This is a genomic window from Novosphingobium profundi (assembly GCF_018491765.1).
Lineage (GTDB): Bacteria > Pseudomonadota > Alphaproteobacteria > Sphingomonadales > Sphingomonadaceae > Novosphingobium > Novosphingobium profundi.
This window is the reverse complement of the sequence record NZ_JABWCU010000020.1, coordinates 93272-109687: the sequence shown is the minus strand read 5'-3', so window position 1 is coordinate 109687 and position 16416 is coordinate 93272. Positions and strand designations below refer to the sequence as shown.

The window sequence follows — 16416 nt, the reverse complement described above, 5'->3', positions numbered from 1 at the left end:
ATTGCTCCGCGCATCATGAGCAGCGCACCTCCCTCTTTCGCGATTACGCCGCAGAACGGCACGATCGTTCCCGCCGGGCACGCGGACGAGAGCGCGCGCCATTGCTATCCCTTGCGCGTGTTCTACGAGGACACAGACGCCGGCGGGGTGGTCTACCATGCCAATTACGTGCGCTGGTTCGAACGCGCGCGCTCCGACCTTCTCGAGGTGCTCGGCATCGACCAGCGCGCCGCACTCGACGATGGCTCGGGCCTCTACACCGTGGCCGAGATCAACTTGCGCTACCTTTCTCCTGCGCGGCTGGGGGACAGCGTCGTCGTCGTCACCACGGCCGAGGCCGTGGGCAAGGTGCGCTGCACGCTGCGCCAGGTGGCCTGGCGGGGCGAGACGCGTCTCGCCGAAGGCGTGGTAAAGGTCGGGTTCATCGGCCCTGATGGACGACCGCGCCGACAGCCCGAGGCCTGGCAACGGGCCTTCGCCACCTTTTCGCCCGTTCATCCCACATCGCCTACGCCCCCCGCCCCGCCGGAAGGACACGAATGATACTCGACCTGCTCGCCCCCACCCTCGATTTCGCCGGCGACAGCGACCGGCTCAATCCGGTGACGCTGTTTCTCAACGCCGATATCGTCGTGCAGGCGATCATGGTCGGCCTGCTGCTCGCAAGCGTCTGGGTCTGGACCGTCATCGTCACTTTCACCTTCCGCATCGGCCGGGTGAACCGGGGCTGCGACGACTACGAGGACAGCTTCTGGCAGGCGCCCAACTTCGAGGCGTTCCAGAAGGAGCGCCGCCGCGCCGACGTGCCGATGGGCAAGGTGGCGGGTGCCGGGCTCGCCGAATGGCGCCGCAACGCGCAGCTCAAGACCTTCGATGCCGAGGGCGCGCGCCAGCGCATCTCGCTCGCGCTGACCTCGCAAGTGGGTGAAGAGGCCGAACTGCTCTCCAACCGGCTGAACTTCCTGGCAACGGTCGGCTCGGTCGGACCCTTCGTGGGCCTGTTCGGCACCGTCTGGGGCATCATGAACAGCTTCTTCCAGATCGGCCAGCAGCAGAATTCCTCGCTCGCGGTCGTCGCGCCGGGCATCTCGGAAGCGCTCTTCGCCACCGCGATCGGTCTCTTTGCGGCCATCCCGGCGGTAATCGCCTACAACCGCTTCTCGCACCGCGTGAACATGGTCGAATCGCGCCTCCAGCGCTTCGCCGACAAGCTCCACGCCGCGCTGACCCGCCAGCTGGAGTCGCGCTGACATGGCGATGGGCATGAACGGCGGGGGAGGGCGTCGCGGCCGGGGCGGGCGCAGCCGTGCCCCGATGGCCGAGATCAACGTCACCCCGCTCGTCGACGTCATGCTGGTGCTGCTGATCATCTTCATGGTCGCCGCCCCGCTGCTCAAGGCCGCGGTGCCGATCGAGCTGCCCCAGAGCCACGCCAAGGCGATGGCCGAGGAAGCCGAGCAGATCACCATCACGCTGCGCCGCGACGGCGCGACCTTCTGGGAAGACCAGCAACTTGCCCCCGGAGAACTGAACGAGCGGTTGGCCTCGGTCGAGCCCGACGCGCAGGGCAAGATGCCGCTCGTCTCGCTGCGCGCCGACAAGTCGCTCGACTACGGACGGGTGATGGGCGTGATGGGTGAACTCAACCGCGCCGGGTTCACCTCGATTTCGCTGGTGACCGACGTCAGCGGCGGTTCAGGAAGCTGACGTAGGCTGGCGGGGAATGGCTTTGTTCGGATTGCGAAAGGATGAGAAGCTCGGTCTCGTCGTGGCGCTGGTGCTCCACGCGGGGCTGCTGGCCGTCCTGATCCTGCGCCCGGCCGAGCACGAGATCGTGCCCAAGCCGCAGCGCATCGAGGTTTCCATCAGCGACGAGGTCGCCGACACTTCCATGTCGCCCGATCCCAACAGCCAGGCCGCGCCCGACTTCGCCCCGACGATCGGCGAGGCGGCCCCCGAGGCGCAGGAGCAGCCCGAACCGGCCCCCGCCTCCGAGCCCGCGGCGCGGGAACCTGCTCCGGCGCCCCGGCCCGAACCGCGCCCGGAGCCGAAGCCGGAACCCAAGCCTGCACCAAAGCTGGCTCCCAAGGCGCCGACCAGATCCAAGCCCGCTCCGGCCAAGAGTGAGCCCAAGCCCAAGCCGGCCGCCAAGCCCGCGCCCATGTCTGAAACCAAGTCTTCCAGCAGCCGCCGCTCGAGCGCGATCGATGACATCGTGGCCAAGCCGAGTTCGAAGAGCGCTTCTTCGGCGGCGAGCAGCAAGGCCTCCTCGACGCCCAAGAAGGAAGGTGGCAGCAAGATCGGCGCCAACTTCCTCGACGGTGTCTCGGGTGCGAACGCCGACAAGGGCAGTGGTTCGCCCGCCGCGACGATCGGCCCGCGCGAGGTTTCCGCGCTTGGCGCCGCGATCCGCCGCCAGCTCAAGCCGCACTGGCAGGCCCCGCAGGGCGCCGATGCGGAACTGCTTGTCACCAAGGTGCGTTTCCGGCTCAACCGGGACGGGACACTCAATGGCGAACCGCAGATCCTGGGCACGAGCGGGCAGACCGCCTCCAACGCCGCGCAAGTTTCGCGTCACCAGGAACAGGCCATTCGCGCGGTGAAGCTGGCGGCGCCTTTCAATCTGCCCGACGACCTGTACGAAGGCTGGAAGGTCGTCACGACCACGTTTGACAGAAGGCTATAGCAATGAAGACCCTTTCCGCTCTGGCCCTTGGCCTCCTCCTGTGCGCTTCGGGCCCGGCGCTGGCCCAGACCGTGCCCGATCCCGCAGCGCCCGCGCCGCAGGCCTCGGACGGCCTTGAAGTGACCGTGTCGGACGACAGCGAGTGGCAGGATCTGGGGATCGCGATCACCACGTTCGCCACCGATGCCGACGTGCCGACGCAGACGACCGCGGGTTCGACCGGCCAGCTTGGCCAGGCGATCGCGCAAGTGGTGGCGGGCGATCTCAAGAACAACGGGTTGTTCAAGCCTTCGGGCCCGGCGGGTCTTCCGCGTCCGACTTTCCCCGAAGTGCAGGCGCCCAACTTTCCGCTCTGGTCGACGGGCGGCACCGACATGCTGGTGCAGGGCTACGTCCACGCCAATGGCGACGGCACGCTGACGGTGGGCTGCTACCTCTACGACGTCGCGCTCAAGCAGCAGCTGACCAAGGGCGGCTGGAAGGTGGGCCCGGCCGACTGGCGCCGCGCGGGCCACAAGTGCGCCGACCTCGTCTACGCGCGCCTTTCGGGTGAGAGCCCGTTCTTCGATTCCAAGATCGCCTACATCGCCGAGACCGGTCCCAAGGACCACCGCATGAAGCGCCTGGCGATCATGGATTCGGACGGGGCAAACCACCGCTACCTGACCAGCGGCCAGGCCATGGCGCTGACCCCGCGGTACTCGCCCGACTATTCGAAGATTCTCTACCTGTCCTACCTGAACGGGCAGCCGAGCGTCTATGCTTATGATCTGGCCAGCAATTCGCAGAAGCTGATCTTCCGCACCACCAACCCGACGATGGCCCCGCGCTGGTCGCCCGACGGCAAGTGGGTGCTGTTCTCGATGTCGCAAGGCGGACGTACCGACATCTACCGCGTGTCCTCGGCGGGGGGCGGCACCCCGCAGCGCCTCACCAATGGCCCTGGCATCAACATCGGCGGCAGCTATTCGCCCGATGGCAGCAAGATCGTCTTCGAAAGCGACCGTTCGGGCTCGCAGCAGATCTACGTGATGAACGCCGATGGCTCCAACCAGCAGCGTATCAGCTTCTTCGGCGGCCGCTCGGCGACGCCCGAATGGAGCCCGCGCGGCGACCTCATCGCCTTCACCCACATCGCGGGCAACTTGCGCGTCGCGGTGATGAGCCCCTCGGGCCAGAACATGCGCTACCTCACCAATTCCTGGCAGGACGAAGCGCCGACCTGGTCGCCCAACGGGCGCATCGTGCAGTTCTTCCGCACCGAGAAGGGATCGGGCGTGGCCTCGATCTGGCAGGTCGACCTGACCGGTCGTAACGAGCGCAAGCTGCCCACGCCGGTCGGCGCCTCGGATCCGGCCTGGGGCCCGATCCGGCCCTGATGCGGGGCTGACGCGAAGCTCTTTTAACACACCAGAAATATCCGTTGGCGGCCATTCAGGTTGACACTGTTAACAACTGCACGGAACACCATACCAAGCCGCCCGTTAGTCCGGGCGAGCACCACAGGAGATTGATCAATGCCTTCTGCCCTTTCGATGCCGCGACACACGAAGAGCGGTTCGATGATCCTGCTTGTCGCGGGTGCGCTGGCGATGTCCGCGTGCGCGTCGAAGGCGCCCAAGGAACTGCCGCCCGAACCCGGTCCGGCGCGCACCACGACGACCCCCGATTCGGGTCAGGGCTTGGGCGCGCGTCCGGGCAGCCAGGCCGACTTCGCCGCGCAGATGATGGGCGATGACACCATCTACTTCGACACCGACAAGTACGACGTCGATGCGGTCGACCAGCAGGCCCTCGCCAAGCAGGCGCAGTGGCTGTTGACCTACCCCAACAAGATGGCGACGATCGAGGGCCATGCCGACGAACGCGGCACCCGCGAATACAACCTTGCGCTGGGTGAGCGCCGCGCCAATTCGGCCAAGAACTACCTGATCAGCCTGGGCGTCGCGGCCAACCGCCTGACCACGATCAGCTACGGCAAGGAACGCCCGGTGGCGCTCGGCTCGAACGAGCAGGCCTGGGCGCAGAACCGCCGCGCCGTGACCGTCACAATCGACTGATCCAGAGGCACGCACGCCATGCATAGGAGGCCCGTCCGAACCGCGCTTTGCGCCCGGTTCGGGCGGGCCTTTTCGTGGCCGCGACCCGTCTGGATGGTCGCAAGAGGGTTGCATCGGCCCGCCGCAAGGGCGTAACGGCTGGGACATGAGCCGCGCACCACGATCCGACAACTGGGGATTCCCCCGCTGGGGAGGCTATGGCAGCTCGCGCGAGGCGACGCAGGTGCGCCTCTGCGATCGGCACGGTTGCAACGAGCGCGGCGATTGTCCCGCGCCCAAGAGCCCCAACAGCCCCGATCGCTGGTACTTCTGCCAGAAGCACGCGGCCGAATACAACGCGGGCTGGGACTATTTCGCCGGGCTCGACAAGGAAGAGGCCGAGCGGCGCGAGTCCGAGGAATGGACCGAGAGCGCGGGCTACAAGGAATCGGCACACTATGGCTGGGGCGGCTCGGGCGACGGTACGCGCAGCCGCGACGAATTGCGCGCGCTCGAGGCATTGGGGCTCGATCCCGACGCCGATTTCCAGGCGGTGCGCAAGGCCTGGCGTACCAAGGCCAAGGAAGTGCACCCCGACGTCAAGCCGGGCGATGCCGAAGCGGCCAAGGCCTTCCAGATCTACCAGCTTGCCTATGAGGTCCTGCGCGCCGCCGAAGAGCGGCGCGAGTGGCAGGGGTGAGCTTAGGGGCGCTTCCCGGCCCGGCCTAGTCGGCCAGCGCGTCGACGATCCACTGCGCCACCGCGTGCAGGTCGGGCAGCACCGCATGCGCCAGCGCCCGGGTTTCCGCGGTGGGCTCGACGAGGTCCGGGACCAGCAGTACGCGCATACCCGCTGCGGCGCCCGAACGCAGGCCATTGGGCGAATCCTCCACCACCACGCAGCGCTCGGGCGCGACGCCGAGCTTGCCCGCGCTGATGAGGTAGGGCTGGGGGTGCGGCTTGGGCTCTTCCACGTCGTTGAGTGTCACGATTGACGTGAACAGGTCGATGAAGCCGGCGATGCGCAGCTTTTCCTGCGCCTTGGGACTGCGGGTCGAGGTGCACAGGCCGAGCGGAAGCCCGGTCTTGCCGAGCATCTCGAGCAGCTGCGCCGCACCCGGGCGCAGCGGAATGCCTTTGCGCCACAAGCTGTCGAACAGCGCTTCGGCCTCGCGGTTGAAGCCCTCGATGTCGGCATGCTCGCCCCACAGGCGGCGCAAGTGCAGGTCGTTCACCTCGCGATGGACGCCCACGAACTGGCGGTGCAGGTCTTCGGGCAGATCGTGGCCCATCGCGCGCGCGGTCGCGCTCTGCGCCTGGCGGTAGAGCGCCTCGGTGTCGAGCAGCGTCCCGTCCATGTCGAAGATGATCGCTTCGGGTCGATCGGGCAGCGCGGGCGCGTGGGCGAGGGTCTGGGAGGAGGCGGTCACGTGGCAGTCCTGTCGGATAGGAACGTCGGGGGAGGGCGCGCCGACTTAGGGAAGGCGTGCGCAGCGTGTCAACGCCGTGAGGGGCGCTTCAGACCATCGTCTCGGGGCGCACCAGGCGCGCGAAGGTCGCCTCGTCGACGAAGCCCAGCTCAAGCGCGGACTCGCGCAGCGTCAGGCCCTTCTCGTGGGCGTGCTTGGCGATCTTGGCGGCCTTGTCGTAGCCGATTTCGGGGGCAAGCGCGGTGACCAGCATCAGCGAATTGTCGACCAGTTCGGCAATGCGGGCGCGGTTGGGTTCGATCCCCTCCACGCAGCGGGTGGCAAAGCTCTCCATGCCGACGCTCAGGAGGTGGATCGAGCGCATCACGGCGGCGGCGATCATCGGCTTGAACACGTTGAGCTCGAAGGCGCCTTGCATCCCGCCCACGCTAATCGCCTGGTGGTTGCCGATGACTTGCGCGGCGACCATCGTCAGCATCTCGCACTGGGTGGGATTGACCTTGCCCGGCATGATCGAGCTGCCCGGCTCGTTGGCGGGAAGCTCGATCTCGCCCAGCCCCGAGCGCGGGCCCGAGCCGAGCCAGCGGATGTCGTTGGCGATCTTGGTAAGCGCGACGGCGAGCGTGTTGAGCCGGCCCGAGAAGTCGACCAGCGTGTCGTGCGTGGCGAGCGCTTCGAACTTGTTGGGGGCCGAGATGAACGGCAGGCCGGTGAGCGCGGCGAGTTCGGCCGCCACGTCGTCGCCGAAGCCCTCCGGCGCGTTGAGCCCGGTGCCGACCGCGGTACCGCCGATGGCGAGACGGCACAGGCCATGCTCGATCAGCGGGACGGTGCGTGTACGGGCCAGACGCAGCTGCGCATAGTAGCCCGAGAATTCCTGGCCCAGCGTGACCGGGGTCGCGTCCTGGAGGTGAGTGCGCCCGATCTTGACCAGGTCCATCCAGCATTCCGCCTTCGCGAGCAGCGCGGCCTCGAGCCGTTCGATCGCGGGTACCAGCGTCGCCGTCGCGGCGCGGGCGGCGGCGACGTGCATGGCGGTGGGGAAGCTGTCGTTCGAGGACTGGCCCTTGTTGACGTGGTCGTTGGGGTGGACCGGGCTCTTGCCCCCGCGCACGCCGCTGAGAATCTCGTTGGCGCGCCCGGCGATCACCTCGTTGACGTTCATGTTGGTCTGGGTGCCGCTGCCGGTCTGCCAGATGACGAGCGGGAACTGGTCGTCGAGCGCGCCCTCGGCGACTTCACGTGCAGCCTGCTCGATCGCGTCGGCCAGGGCGCCGTCGAGACCGTGGCGGCGGTTGACCCGTGCGGCGGCCTGCTTGACCAGCGCCATGGCGTGGACGATCGCGATCGGCATGCGCTCGGTCTCGCCGAAGGGGAAGTTGGCGATGCTGCGCTGGGTCTGTGCCCCCCAGTAGGCGTGGGCCGGAACCGCGACTTCGCCGAGGCTGTCGGTTTCGATACGGGTGTTCGGGCGAGTTTCCATGCGCTTGCCTACCTTTCGCGGAGTCCGGGGGATCTATCCGGATAAGTAGGAACGCCAGACAAAATTGCACCGGTGCCATTTTTCCGGTGCGGGTGGGATAGGCCCGAAAAAAATCCCCTACCGCGTGCGAGCGGCAGGGGAACTAGGTCGTCAGAGTCTGAGGGAATTTCAGAAACTGGCGACGGGGTAAGCGGCGATGTGACCGCTAACCAGCTTTTCGAATCAAAAAATCCGCACAGCGAATAAACTGCGTGCAAGATGCAGCCCGTTATCGCGACTTTCGGTCGAGCGTGACGTGGGGGTGGGGCGGAACGGCGGTCAAGCGTCGTAAAAAAAAAGGGGCGCCTCGTGGCACCCCTTCCTTGGTTCGCTTTCCTGGAAGGACGTGGCCGATGGGCTCAGTCCTTGGCCCACTTGCGTTCGAACTCCCAGACCTTGTCGAACCCGATCAGCTCGCAGAATTCCTTGAAGTTGAACAGTTCGGGGCCTTCGAGGCTGGTCCCGGTCTCCTTCAGGCGGGTGAGCGCCACTTCGACCGCGCGCGCAGCGACCAGCGAGGTCATCGCCGGGAAGATCGCCATCTTGAAGCCCAGTTCCTCCAGTTCGCTGACCGGGCGGATCGGGGTCAGGCCGCCATCAGCCATGTTGGCCAGCATCGGCTTGTCGATGGTCTGGCAGATCGTGCGCATGTCGTCGGTGTTGGTGAGCGCCTCGGGGAAGAGGATGTCCGCGCCCGCTTCGGCAAAGGCGCCCATGCGGTCTTCCACGGCGTTGTAGCCGCCGCTCTGCATCACGTCGGTGCGCGCGATGATGAGGAACTTCTCGTCGCTGCGCGCATCGCAGGCGACCTTGATCTTCTCGACCATGTCGGCCACCGGGATCACGCGCTTGAAGGGGGTGTGGCCGCACTTCTTGGGGAATTCCTGGTCCTCGATCTGCATCGCGGCGACACCGGCCTTCTCGTAAGCCTTGACCGTGTGGTGCACGTTGAGCAGGCCGCCAAAGCCCGTATCGGCATCGGCGATGACCGGGGTCTGGGCGCTCTCGACCAGCTTCTCCATGCGATCGACCATCTGCGTCACCGAAGCGATGCCCGCGTCGGGCAGGCCCAGGCCACTCGCGGTGAGCCAGTAGCCGCTGCCGTAGACCGCATCGAAGCCGACCTTGCGGGCGATCACCGCGGTGATCATGTCCTGGATACCGGGGGCGGTGACGAACTTGCCGGCCTTGACCATGTCGTAGAGGCGCGTGTCCTGCATCGTTTCTTCCTTCGTTCTGACGCCCTGGCACGCGCGGGGCGTGCGGCTCAGGGGGATTGCCGGGTATGGTGCGGCGCTGACGGTTGCCGGGGCGGCGGGCAAGCGGACCCGGGCAGTCTATCCGAAATGCGGATGGATTCGTTTGCGTGCCCTGCAAGGGCCCCGCAGCGTATAGGGGAAGCTTCGGCCTGGGTGTACGACCTTGCCGGAAGGATTTCCCGGACTTTTGCACCGGGGGCGACGCATTATCGAAATTCGGAGAGACGAGCGTGACCACCGCAAGTGCCCCGCGCACCTTGTACCGCAAGCTCTGGGACAGCCACGTGATCGAGCTGGTGCCCGGTTCGGAAGGCGAAGGCGAGGAGGTCCGCGCCGCGCTGATCCACGTCGACCGCCATCTGCTGCACGAATGCAGCACCCACCAGTCGTTCGAGGCGCTGCGTGACAATGGCCGCAAGGTCCACCGCCGCGAGACGCACCTGGCCGTGCCCGACCATGCGGTCTCGACCGCGCGCGACCGGCTGAACGTTGCGCAGGAGGACGATTCGGCCGCTGCGCAGGTCGCCCGTCTCGCGGCGAACGTGGCCGAGTTCGACATTCCTTACGTGCCGCTGGACGATGCGCGCCAAGGTATCGTCCACGTCATGGGGCCGGAACTGGGCTTTACGCTGCCGGGTATCACGCTTGCCTGCGGGGACAGCCATACCTCGACGCACGGCGCTTTCGGGGCGCTCGCCTTCGGCATCGGCGCGAGCGACTGCGAGACCGTGCTGGCGACCAACGCCATCGTCCAGAGCCGCGCGAAGACGGTGAAGGTGGAGCTGACCGGGACGCTTCGGCCCCATGTCACCTCCAAGGACGTCGCTCTGGCGCTGATCGGGCGCTACGGGGCGGGCTTCGCGACCGGCTGCGCGGTGGAGTTCACCGGCGAGGCGGTGCGCGCGATGGCGATGGCCGCGCGCATGACCTTGTGCAACATGGCGATCGAGGCGGGGGCGCGCATCGGCCTCGTCGCGCCCGACGAGGTGACGATCGACTATCTGCGCGGCCGTCCGCTGGCGCCGGGCGCGGAACTGTTCGAGCAGGCCGCGGCCTATTGGCGCACGCTGCCGAGCGATGCCGGGGCCGAATACGACCGCGTGGTATCGCTCGACCTGGATGCGCTTGCGCCACAGATCACCTGGGGCACGAACCCGCAGGATGCAGCCCCCGTCGACGGTACCGTGCCCCCCGCTCCGCAGGACGCCGAGGCCGCGCGCCAGCACGCCAAGGCGCTCGCCTACATGGGGTTGGAAGCCGGGCAGCCGGTCACCGACATTGCGGTCGACGTCGTCTTCATCGGCTCGTGCACCAATGGCCGGATCGAGGACTTGCGCGCGGCGGCGGCCGTGGCGAAGGGCCGCAAGGTGGCCTCGGGCGTGCGCGCGCTGGTCGTGCCCGGATCCATGGCCGTGCGCGAGCAGGCCGAGGCCGAAGGGCTCGACGCGATCTTCATGACGGCCGGGTTCGACTGGCGCATGGCCGGCTGCTCGATGTGCGTTGCCATGAACGAGGACCGCCTCAAGGAAGGCGAGCGCTGCGCCTCGACTTCCAACCGCAATTTCGAAGGGCGCCAGGGGCGCGGCGGGCGCACCCACCTGATGAGCCCGGCGATGGCCGCCGCTGCGGCCGTCACGGGCCATATCGCCGACGTCCGCACGCTTGAGGAGCTTGGCGCATGAAGCCGTTCGAACGCCTGACCAGCCCGGTCCTGCACTTGCCCGAAAACCGTATCGACACCGATATCATCTACCCCGCGCGCTTCCTCCTGATCATGCAGCGCGAAGGGCTGGGCGACTACTTTTGCCGCGATCGCCGCGTCGATCCCGAGGGCAATGCGATCCCCAATCCGATCGACGAGGCCAAGGCGCGCGGCGCGGGAATCCTCATCGCGGGGCGCGAATTCGGCTGCGGTTCGAGCCGCGAACAGGCGGTCTGGACGATCGCCGATTTCGGCATCACCTGCGTGATCGCCGAAAGCTTCGGCGAGATCTTCCAGGCGAACTGCCTGCGCAACGGCGTGCTGCCGATCGTGCTCGATCCCGAAACGATCGCGAACCTGCTCGACTTCGCGCAGAGCGGCCAGATCAGTGTCGATCTCGTCGCGCGTACGATCACGGCGGGCAACACCGTGATCGATTTTGCGATTTCCGACAACGCGCGCGAGCGCCTGCTCAACGGCTGGGACGAGACCGGCATGATCCAGAGCCGCTGGGGCAGTTCGATCGCCGACTTCGAAAAGGGCCAGCGGGCGCAACAGCCCTGGCTCTACGAGCCGCTAGCCTTGTGAGGCGCGGGCCCCGACGGGGCCTTGGACATCGTGACGCGGCCGGGGTCGGAGACGGGAGTCTTCCGGCCCCGGCCTTTTTTATGCCTGCAAAGGCCTCACGATTGATTGCTTGAATGGGCATTAAAATTATAAAGAAATCTTCGTAAGTTTCCCTTAGAAGCGAGACTCGTTGGTGCGTAAGTCCTTGGAGCCTTCACGGCCCGGGTCTACCACGAGCGTATACGCAGGCCGATGGAGCCCGAAGGTAAATGCCCGAAGGTCACGGAAGCCGACTGGAAATAAACCCTTTGCGAAAAGGGAACCCGAAACGCGCGCAAGCCTTGCCCTCCTAGAATGGGAAAGCGACTGGCCGGCACGAGACGCGGCAATTGGGCGGAGACGATGATGAGTGCAAGCAAGACCAAATCGCAAGCCGGAGCATCGGGCAAGGAATCGGGAGGCAAGGCCGCGGCGTCCAAGGCCGTTGGGCCGGCCAAGCTGACCCGCGCGCTCGCCGACTCGATCCGGGGCGGGCTGTTGCCGGGCGATGGCGCTCCCGACCAGGCCTGGATCGAGGATGCCGCGCGCTTTCTCCTCGCAGCGGCGCAGACGCGCCCGCCGGGCGAAGCGGTGGTCGAGATTGCCTCGGCCAGTGAGGAACGCCGGTTGGTGCGTGTTGCGCTCATCAACGAGGACATGCCCTTCCTGGTCGATTCGACGGCGGCCACGCTGGCTTCGCTCGGTCTCGTGATCGACCGCCTTGCCCACCCGATCGTCGGTGTGGAGCGCGACGCGGAGGGGCGGATCCTTGCCATCGTTCCCGACGGCCCCGACGTGAAGGGGCGTGAGTCGATGATTTACATCGAGATGCCGCGCATCGATGCGCGCCAGCGCAGCGAACTGCAGCATACGCTCGAGTCCATGCTGGCCGACGTGCGCAGCGCGGTGACCGACTGGCCGCGCATGGTCGAGGCGCTGTCCCAGGATGCCGACCGGGTCGAAGATCGCGAGGGTGCCGCACTCCTCGAATGGTTCGCATCGGGCATGTTGACGATCCTCGGCCATGTCACGCGCGGACGCGACGGTGGGCATTCGCAGCGCCTGGGCATCTGCCGGCGCGGGGTGAAGAGTCTGCTGTCCGAGGCGAGCTACGCGCGCGCCTTCGCCATCTTCGACGAACAACTGGCGCAAGGCACGCTTTCGGTGCCGATGGTGATCAAGGCCAACCGTGTCGCCAGCGTCCACCGCCGCGTGCCGCTCGACCTGTTTCTGGTGCCTTTGATCGAGGACGGCGCCGTCGTTGCGATCTCGGTCCATGCGGGCCTGTGGACGAGCGAGGCGCTGGCCTTCACGCCCGACCGTATCCCGCGCCTGCGCGGCATGCTCGCGCGGCTGGCGACCAAGCTCGGCTGCGATCCGCGCAGCCACACCGGCAAGGCGCTCGCCCATGCGTTGACCAGCCTTCCGCACGATCTCGTGATGGGGCTGGGCGAAGCCGACGTGGAGCGTCTCGCGGGCACGATGACTGCGCTCGTCGATCGTCCGCGCCCACGCCTGCTGCTGGCCACCGCACCGCTCATGCGCCACCTCTTCGCCTTCATCTGGCTGCCGCGCGACATGGTCTCGACCCAGATGCGCCAGCGCATCCAGGCGCTCGTCGAGGAGGCGACCAACGCCCCCGCGCTCGACTGGAGCCTCCAGGTCGAATCGGGCAACCTCGCCATGCTGCGTTACACCTTCGACATTCGCGAAGGTGCGGTCGAGCCCGACGAGGCCGATCTCGACCACCGGTTGCAGGTCCTCCTGCGCGGATGGAGCGAGGCGGTCGAGGCGGCGTTGGCCCAGCAGCTCGAACCGGCACGCGCGGCGGCCGTGGCCGGGCGCTACGCCGATGCCTTCCCGCTCGGTTACCGCAGCGAATACGGGCCTGCCGAAGCCGCCATCGACATCGCGCACATGCGCAAGGTGGTCGTGGGCGAGGCGGGCGAAGGCGGCCGCCACGTCGGCCAGCGCGACGCGCGGCTCTATGCGCTCGATCAGGATGGCGCAGGGAGCCTGCGTCTCAAGGTCTACCAGGCGGCGGGGCAGTTGCCGCTTTCCGACGCGGTCCCCGCGCTCGAGAACTTCGGCTTTCGCGTTCTTGCCGAAGTGCCCACTGCGCTCGAGCAGGGCCGGATCGGCACGATCCACGACTTCACGCTCGAGCTGCCCCTCGGCCTCGATGCCGGCAAGGCGCTCGGCCTTGCACCGATGATCGAGGACGCGCTGTGCGGCGTGCTCAACGGCGAGGGCGAGAACGATCCCTTCAATCGCCTCGTGCCCGGCCTGGGTCTCTCCAAGCGCGAGACCAACTGGCTGCGCGCGTTCTACCGCTACTTGCGCCAGGGCGGCATGCACTTCGGCATCGCCACCGTGGTCGAGGCCTTGCTGGGCGCGCCGCAGGTGACCCTGGGTATCGTCGATCTCTTCCGCGCACTGCACGAGCCCGAGTTCGAGGGCAACCGCGCGGCGGCGCAGCAAGTCGCAGAGACGGCGATCCGCGAGGGCCTCGCCGGGGTCGGGGCGATCAACGACGACCGGCTTCTGCGCGCCTATCGCGATCTCGTGCTGGCGATGTTGCGCACCAACGCCTTTGCCTCGCATGCGCACGTGGCGCTTGCCTTCAAGTTCGATTCCGCGCTGGTGCCGGGTCTTCCCAAGCCGCTGCCCTGGCGCGAGATCTTCGTCTATTCGCGCCGGGTGGAGGGCATTCACTTGCGCGCCGGGCCCGTTGCGCGTGGCGGCCTGCGCTGGTCCGACCGGCGCGACGACTTCCGCACCGAGATCCTGGGCCTCATGAAGGCGCAGCGGGTCAAGAACGCGGTGATCGTGCCGACCGGCGCCAAGGGCGGTTTCTATCCCAAGCAGCTTCCCGACCCTGCGCGCGATCGCGCCGGCTGGGCGGCCGAGGGGCAGGCGAGCTATGAGATCTTCATCGCGACGCTGCTCTCGATTACCGACAACATCGTCGAGGGCGCGGTGGTCCATCCGCCCGAGGTGGTGATCCGCGACGGCGAGGACCCCTATTTCGTGGTTGCCGCCGACAAGGGGACGGCCAAGTTCTCCGACGTCGCCAACGGTATCGCCGAATCGAAGGACTTCTGGCTCGACGACGCCTTCGCCAGCGGTGGCTCGAACGGCTACGACCACAAGGCCATGGGCATTACCGCGCGCGGTGCCTGGCTTTCGGTTCAGCGCCATTTCCTCGAAATGGGCATCGACGTCCAGGCCGACCCGGTGCGCGTGGTGGGTTGCGGCGACATGTCGGGCGACGTGTTCGGCAACGGCATGCTGCTGTCCAAGGCGCTCAAGCTTGTCGCCGCCTTCGACCATCGCCACATCTTCCTTGATCCGGACCCCGATCCGGCCCGCTCGTGGACCGAACGCAAGCGACTTTACGACCTGCCGCATTCGAGCTGGGACGATTACGACAAGGCGCTCATCTCGAAGGGCGGCGGGGTCTTCCCGCGGTCGCTGAAATCGATCCGCCTCAGCCCCGAGATTCGCGCGGCACTGGGCGTCCAGGTCGAGGAGATCGACCCGGATTCGCTGATTTCGGCGATCTTGTGGGCCAAGGTCGACCTGCTCTGGTTCGGCGGCATCGGAACGTACGTGAAGGCGTCGAGCGAGAACAACGCGACCGTGGGCGATCCGGCCAACGATGCCTTGCGTGTCAGCGCCAACGAGGTCGGCGCGCGGGTGATCGGCGAAGGCGCGAACCTGGGCGTCACGCAGGCCGGGCGCATCGAGTTTGCGTTGCGCGGTGACGGCGGGCGCGGCGGGCGCATCAACACCGACTTCATCGACAATTCGGCCGGGGTCGACTGTTCGGACAACGAGGTCAATATCAAGATCGCGCTTGCCGCCGCCAAGCGCGCGGGCAAGCTGTCGGAGAAGAAGCGCGTCGAGCTTCTGCGCGCGATGACCGACGAGGTCGCCGACCTGGTGCTCGAGGACAACCGCCTCCAGGCGCTCGCGCTCTCGATCGCGGGGCGCGGCGGCGCGGACAGCGTTCATTCGCACGTGCGCTTGATCGAGATGCTCGAGGAAGGCGGCAATCTCGACCGGGTGACCGAGGGACTTGCCGAGAACGAGAGCCTCGTGCGCCGTGGGCAGGACGGGCGTGGACTGGTCCGGCCCGAACTGGCGGTGCTGCTCTCGAGCAGCAAGCTGGTGCTCCAGGACGCCATCGAGAAGAGCGCACTCCCCGACGACGTCAGCCTCCAGCCGATGCTGATCGGGGCCTTCCCCGAGCCGATGCAGGCCAAGTTCAAGCGTTTCCTCACCGAGCACCGCCTCGCGCGTGAGATCATCGCGACCAAGCTTGCCAACCGCATCGTCAACCGCCTCGGCCTCGTCCATCCCTTCGAGGTGGCCGAGGAAGAAGGGGCGACCCTGGGTCAGGTGGCCGCCGCCTTCGTGCTGGCGCAGCGCATGTTCGACTTGCCCGAGCTGTGGCAGCGTCTCGAGCGGGCCGAAATGCCCGAAGATGCGCGGCTCGCGCTGTTCGACCGGGCCGCGGCGGCGGTGCGTTCGCACATGGCCGACCTTCTGCGCGCGGGCGCGGGACGTACGGCGCCGCACGAGCTGGAAGCGCAGCTGAAGCCGGGTCTCCAGGTCCTCAAGAGCGAAGTCTACGACATGCTGGGCGATCGGGCGCGAATGCAGTCGGAGCGGATCCTGGCCAGCCTCAGGGAACTGGGGGCGCCCGAGGACGAGGCGCGCATGGTCACGCGCCTCTTCGATCTCGACGGGGCGGTCGGCATTTCGGACCTTGCTGCCGAGACGAAGATCGAGGCGCGAAAGCTGGTCAACGCCTTCGTCGCGCTGGGCGCGGTACTCGGCCTCGACTGGGCCCAGGCGAGCGCCACGATCATGACCCCGAGCGACCCCTGGGAGCGTCTGCTGGTCGCCGGACTTGCCCGCGATTTCCAGCAGATGCGGCTCGATTTCCTGAAATCGCTGGTCCGCACGAAGATCGGTCGCAGCGATCTGGAAAAGGCGACCGACCAGTGGAGCCGCGAGAACGCCACGGCGATCTCGGCGTTTCGCGCGGTGGTGCGCCGGGCCGAGCAGAGCGGGGTACTCAGCCCCGCGATGATGGCACAGATCGCGGTCCAGGCACGCAACCTGCTGACGCGCTGACCGGCTGCGGGGCGCCGCCGCGAAGGC

The 16416-nt window shown here is 67.3% G+C and carries 13 protein-coding genes; 10 read left to right on the top strand and 3 right to left on the bottom strand.

From position 1 onward, the window contains the following. Window positions 1-15 precede the first annotated feature (15 nt). The 7 genes from HT136_RS21175 to HT136_RS21145 all read left to right on the top strand — a co-directional run bounded on the left by HT136_RS21175 (window position 16) and on the right by HT136_RS21145 (window position 5425). The gene (locus HT136_RS21175) at window positions 16-543 is read left to right on the top strand and encodes a YbgC/FadM family acyl-CoA thioesterase (RefSeq protein WP_214201837.1); all 528 of its coding nucleotides are present in this window, start codon (window positions 16-18) and stop codon (window positions 541-543) included. Continuing rightward, on the top strand, window positions 540-1250 hold the full coding sequence (gene tolQ / locus HT136_RS21170; protein WP_214201836.1) for a protein TolQ: 711 nt from the start codon (window positions 540-542) through the stop codon (window positions 1248-1250). The genes HT136_RS21175 and tolQ overlap by 4 nt, the downstream gene beginning before the upstream one ends. A 1-nt stretch (window position 1251) precedes the next feature. Beyond that, a complete protein-coding gene (locus HT136_RS21165) occupies window positions 1252-1707 on the top strand; it encodes an ExbD/TolR family protein (protein ID WP_214201835.1) in 456 nt (151 codons plus the stop codon). A 16-nt stretch (window positions 1708-1723) separates the two neighbouring features. Next, on the top strand, window positions 1724-2686 hold the full coding sequence (locus HT136_RS26550) for a TonB C-terminal domain-containing protein (RefSeq protein ID WP_214201834.1): 963 nt from the start codon (window positions 1724-1726) through the stop codon (window positions 2684-2686). A 2-nt stretch (window positions 2687-2688) separates the two neighbouring features. Beyond that, window positions 2689-4065 (top strand): Tol-Pal system beta propeller repeat protein TolB, encoded by a 1377-nt coding sequence (gene tolB / locus HT136_RS21155; RefSeq protein WP_214201833.1) that lies wholly within the window; start codon window positions 2689-2691, stop codon window positions 4063-4065. 138 nt (window positions 4066-4203) lie between these two features. Beyond that, window positions 4204-4746 (top strand): peptidoglycan-associated lipoprotein Pal, encoded by a 543-nt coding sequence (gene pal, locus HT136_RS21150; RefSeq protein ID WP_214201832.1) that lies wholly within the window; start codon window positions 4204-4206, stop codon window positions 4744-4746. A 145-nt stretch (window positions 4747-4891) separates the two neighbouring features. Beyond that, window positions 4892-5425, top strand: coding sequence for a J domain-containing protein (locus HT136_RS21145; protein ID WP_214201831.1), 534 nt, complete (start codon window positions 4892-4894; stop codon window positions 5423-5425). A gap of 25 nt (window positions 5426-5450) precedes the next feature. Here the strand turns inward: HT136_RS21145 and HT136_RS21140 are convergent, their stop codons facing one another. The 3 genes from HT136_RS21140 to HT136_RS21130 all read right to left on the bottom strand — a co-directional run bounded on the left by HT136_RS21140 (window position 5451) and on the right by HT136_RS21130 (window position 8897). Beyond that, window positions 5451-6155, bottom strand: coding sequence for an HAD family hydrolase (locus HT136_RS21140; protein ID WP_343222272.1), 705 nt, complete (start codon window positions 6153-6155; stop codon window positions 5451-5453). An 88-nt stretch (window positions 6156-6243) separates the two neighbouring features. Then, window positions 6244-7638: a class II fumarate hydratase gene (gene fumC, locus HT136_RS21135; protein ID WP_214201830.1), complete on the bottom strand. Its 1395-nt coding sequence runs from the start codon at window positions 7636-7638 to the stop codon at window positions 6244-6246. A gap of 398 nt (window positions 7639-8036) precedes the next feature. Then, window positions 8037-8897, bottom strand: a complete 861-nt coding sequence (locus HT136_RS21130) for an isocitrate lyase/PEP mutase family protein (RefSeq protein ID WP_214201829.1) — start codon at window positions 8895-8897, stop codon at window positions 8037-8039. A 269-nt stretch (window positions 8898-9166) separates the two neighbouring features. Between HT136_RS21130 and leuC the strand changes: the two genes are divergently transcribed. The 3 genes from leuC to HT136_RS21115 all read left to right on the top strand — a co-directional run bounded on the left by leuC (window position 9167) and on the right by HT136_RS21115 (window position 16389). Further along, on the top strand, window positions 9167-10618 hold the full coding sequence (leuC, locus tag HT136_RS21125; protein ID WP_214201828.1) for a 3-isopropylmalate dehydratase large subunit: 1452 nt from the start codon (window positions 9167-9169) through the stop codon (window positions 10616-10618). After that, window positions 10615-11226, top strand: a complete 612-nt coding sequence (gene leuD / locus HT136_RS21120; protein WP_214201827.1) for a 3-isopropylmalate dehydratase small subunit — start codon at window positions 10615-10617, stop codon at window positions 11224-11226. The genes leuC and leuD overlap by 4 nt, the downstream gene beginning before the upstream one ends. Before the next feature lie 384 nt (window positions 11227-11610). After that, window positions 11611-16389, top strand: a complete 4779-nt coding sequence (locus tag HT136_RS21115) for an NAD-glutamate dehydrogenase domain-containing protein (RefSeq protein WP_214201871.1) — start codon at window positions 11611-11613, stop codon at window positions 16387-16389. The last annotated feature ends 27 nt before the right edge of the window (window positions 16390-16416 follow it).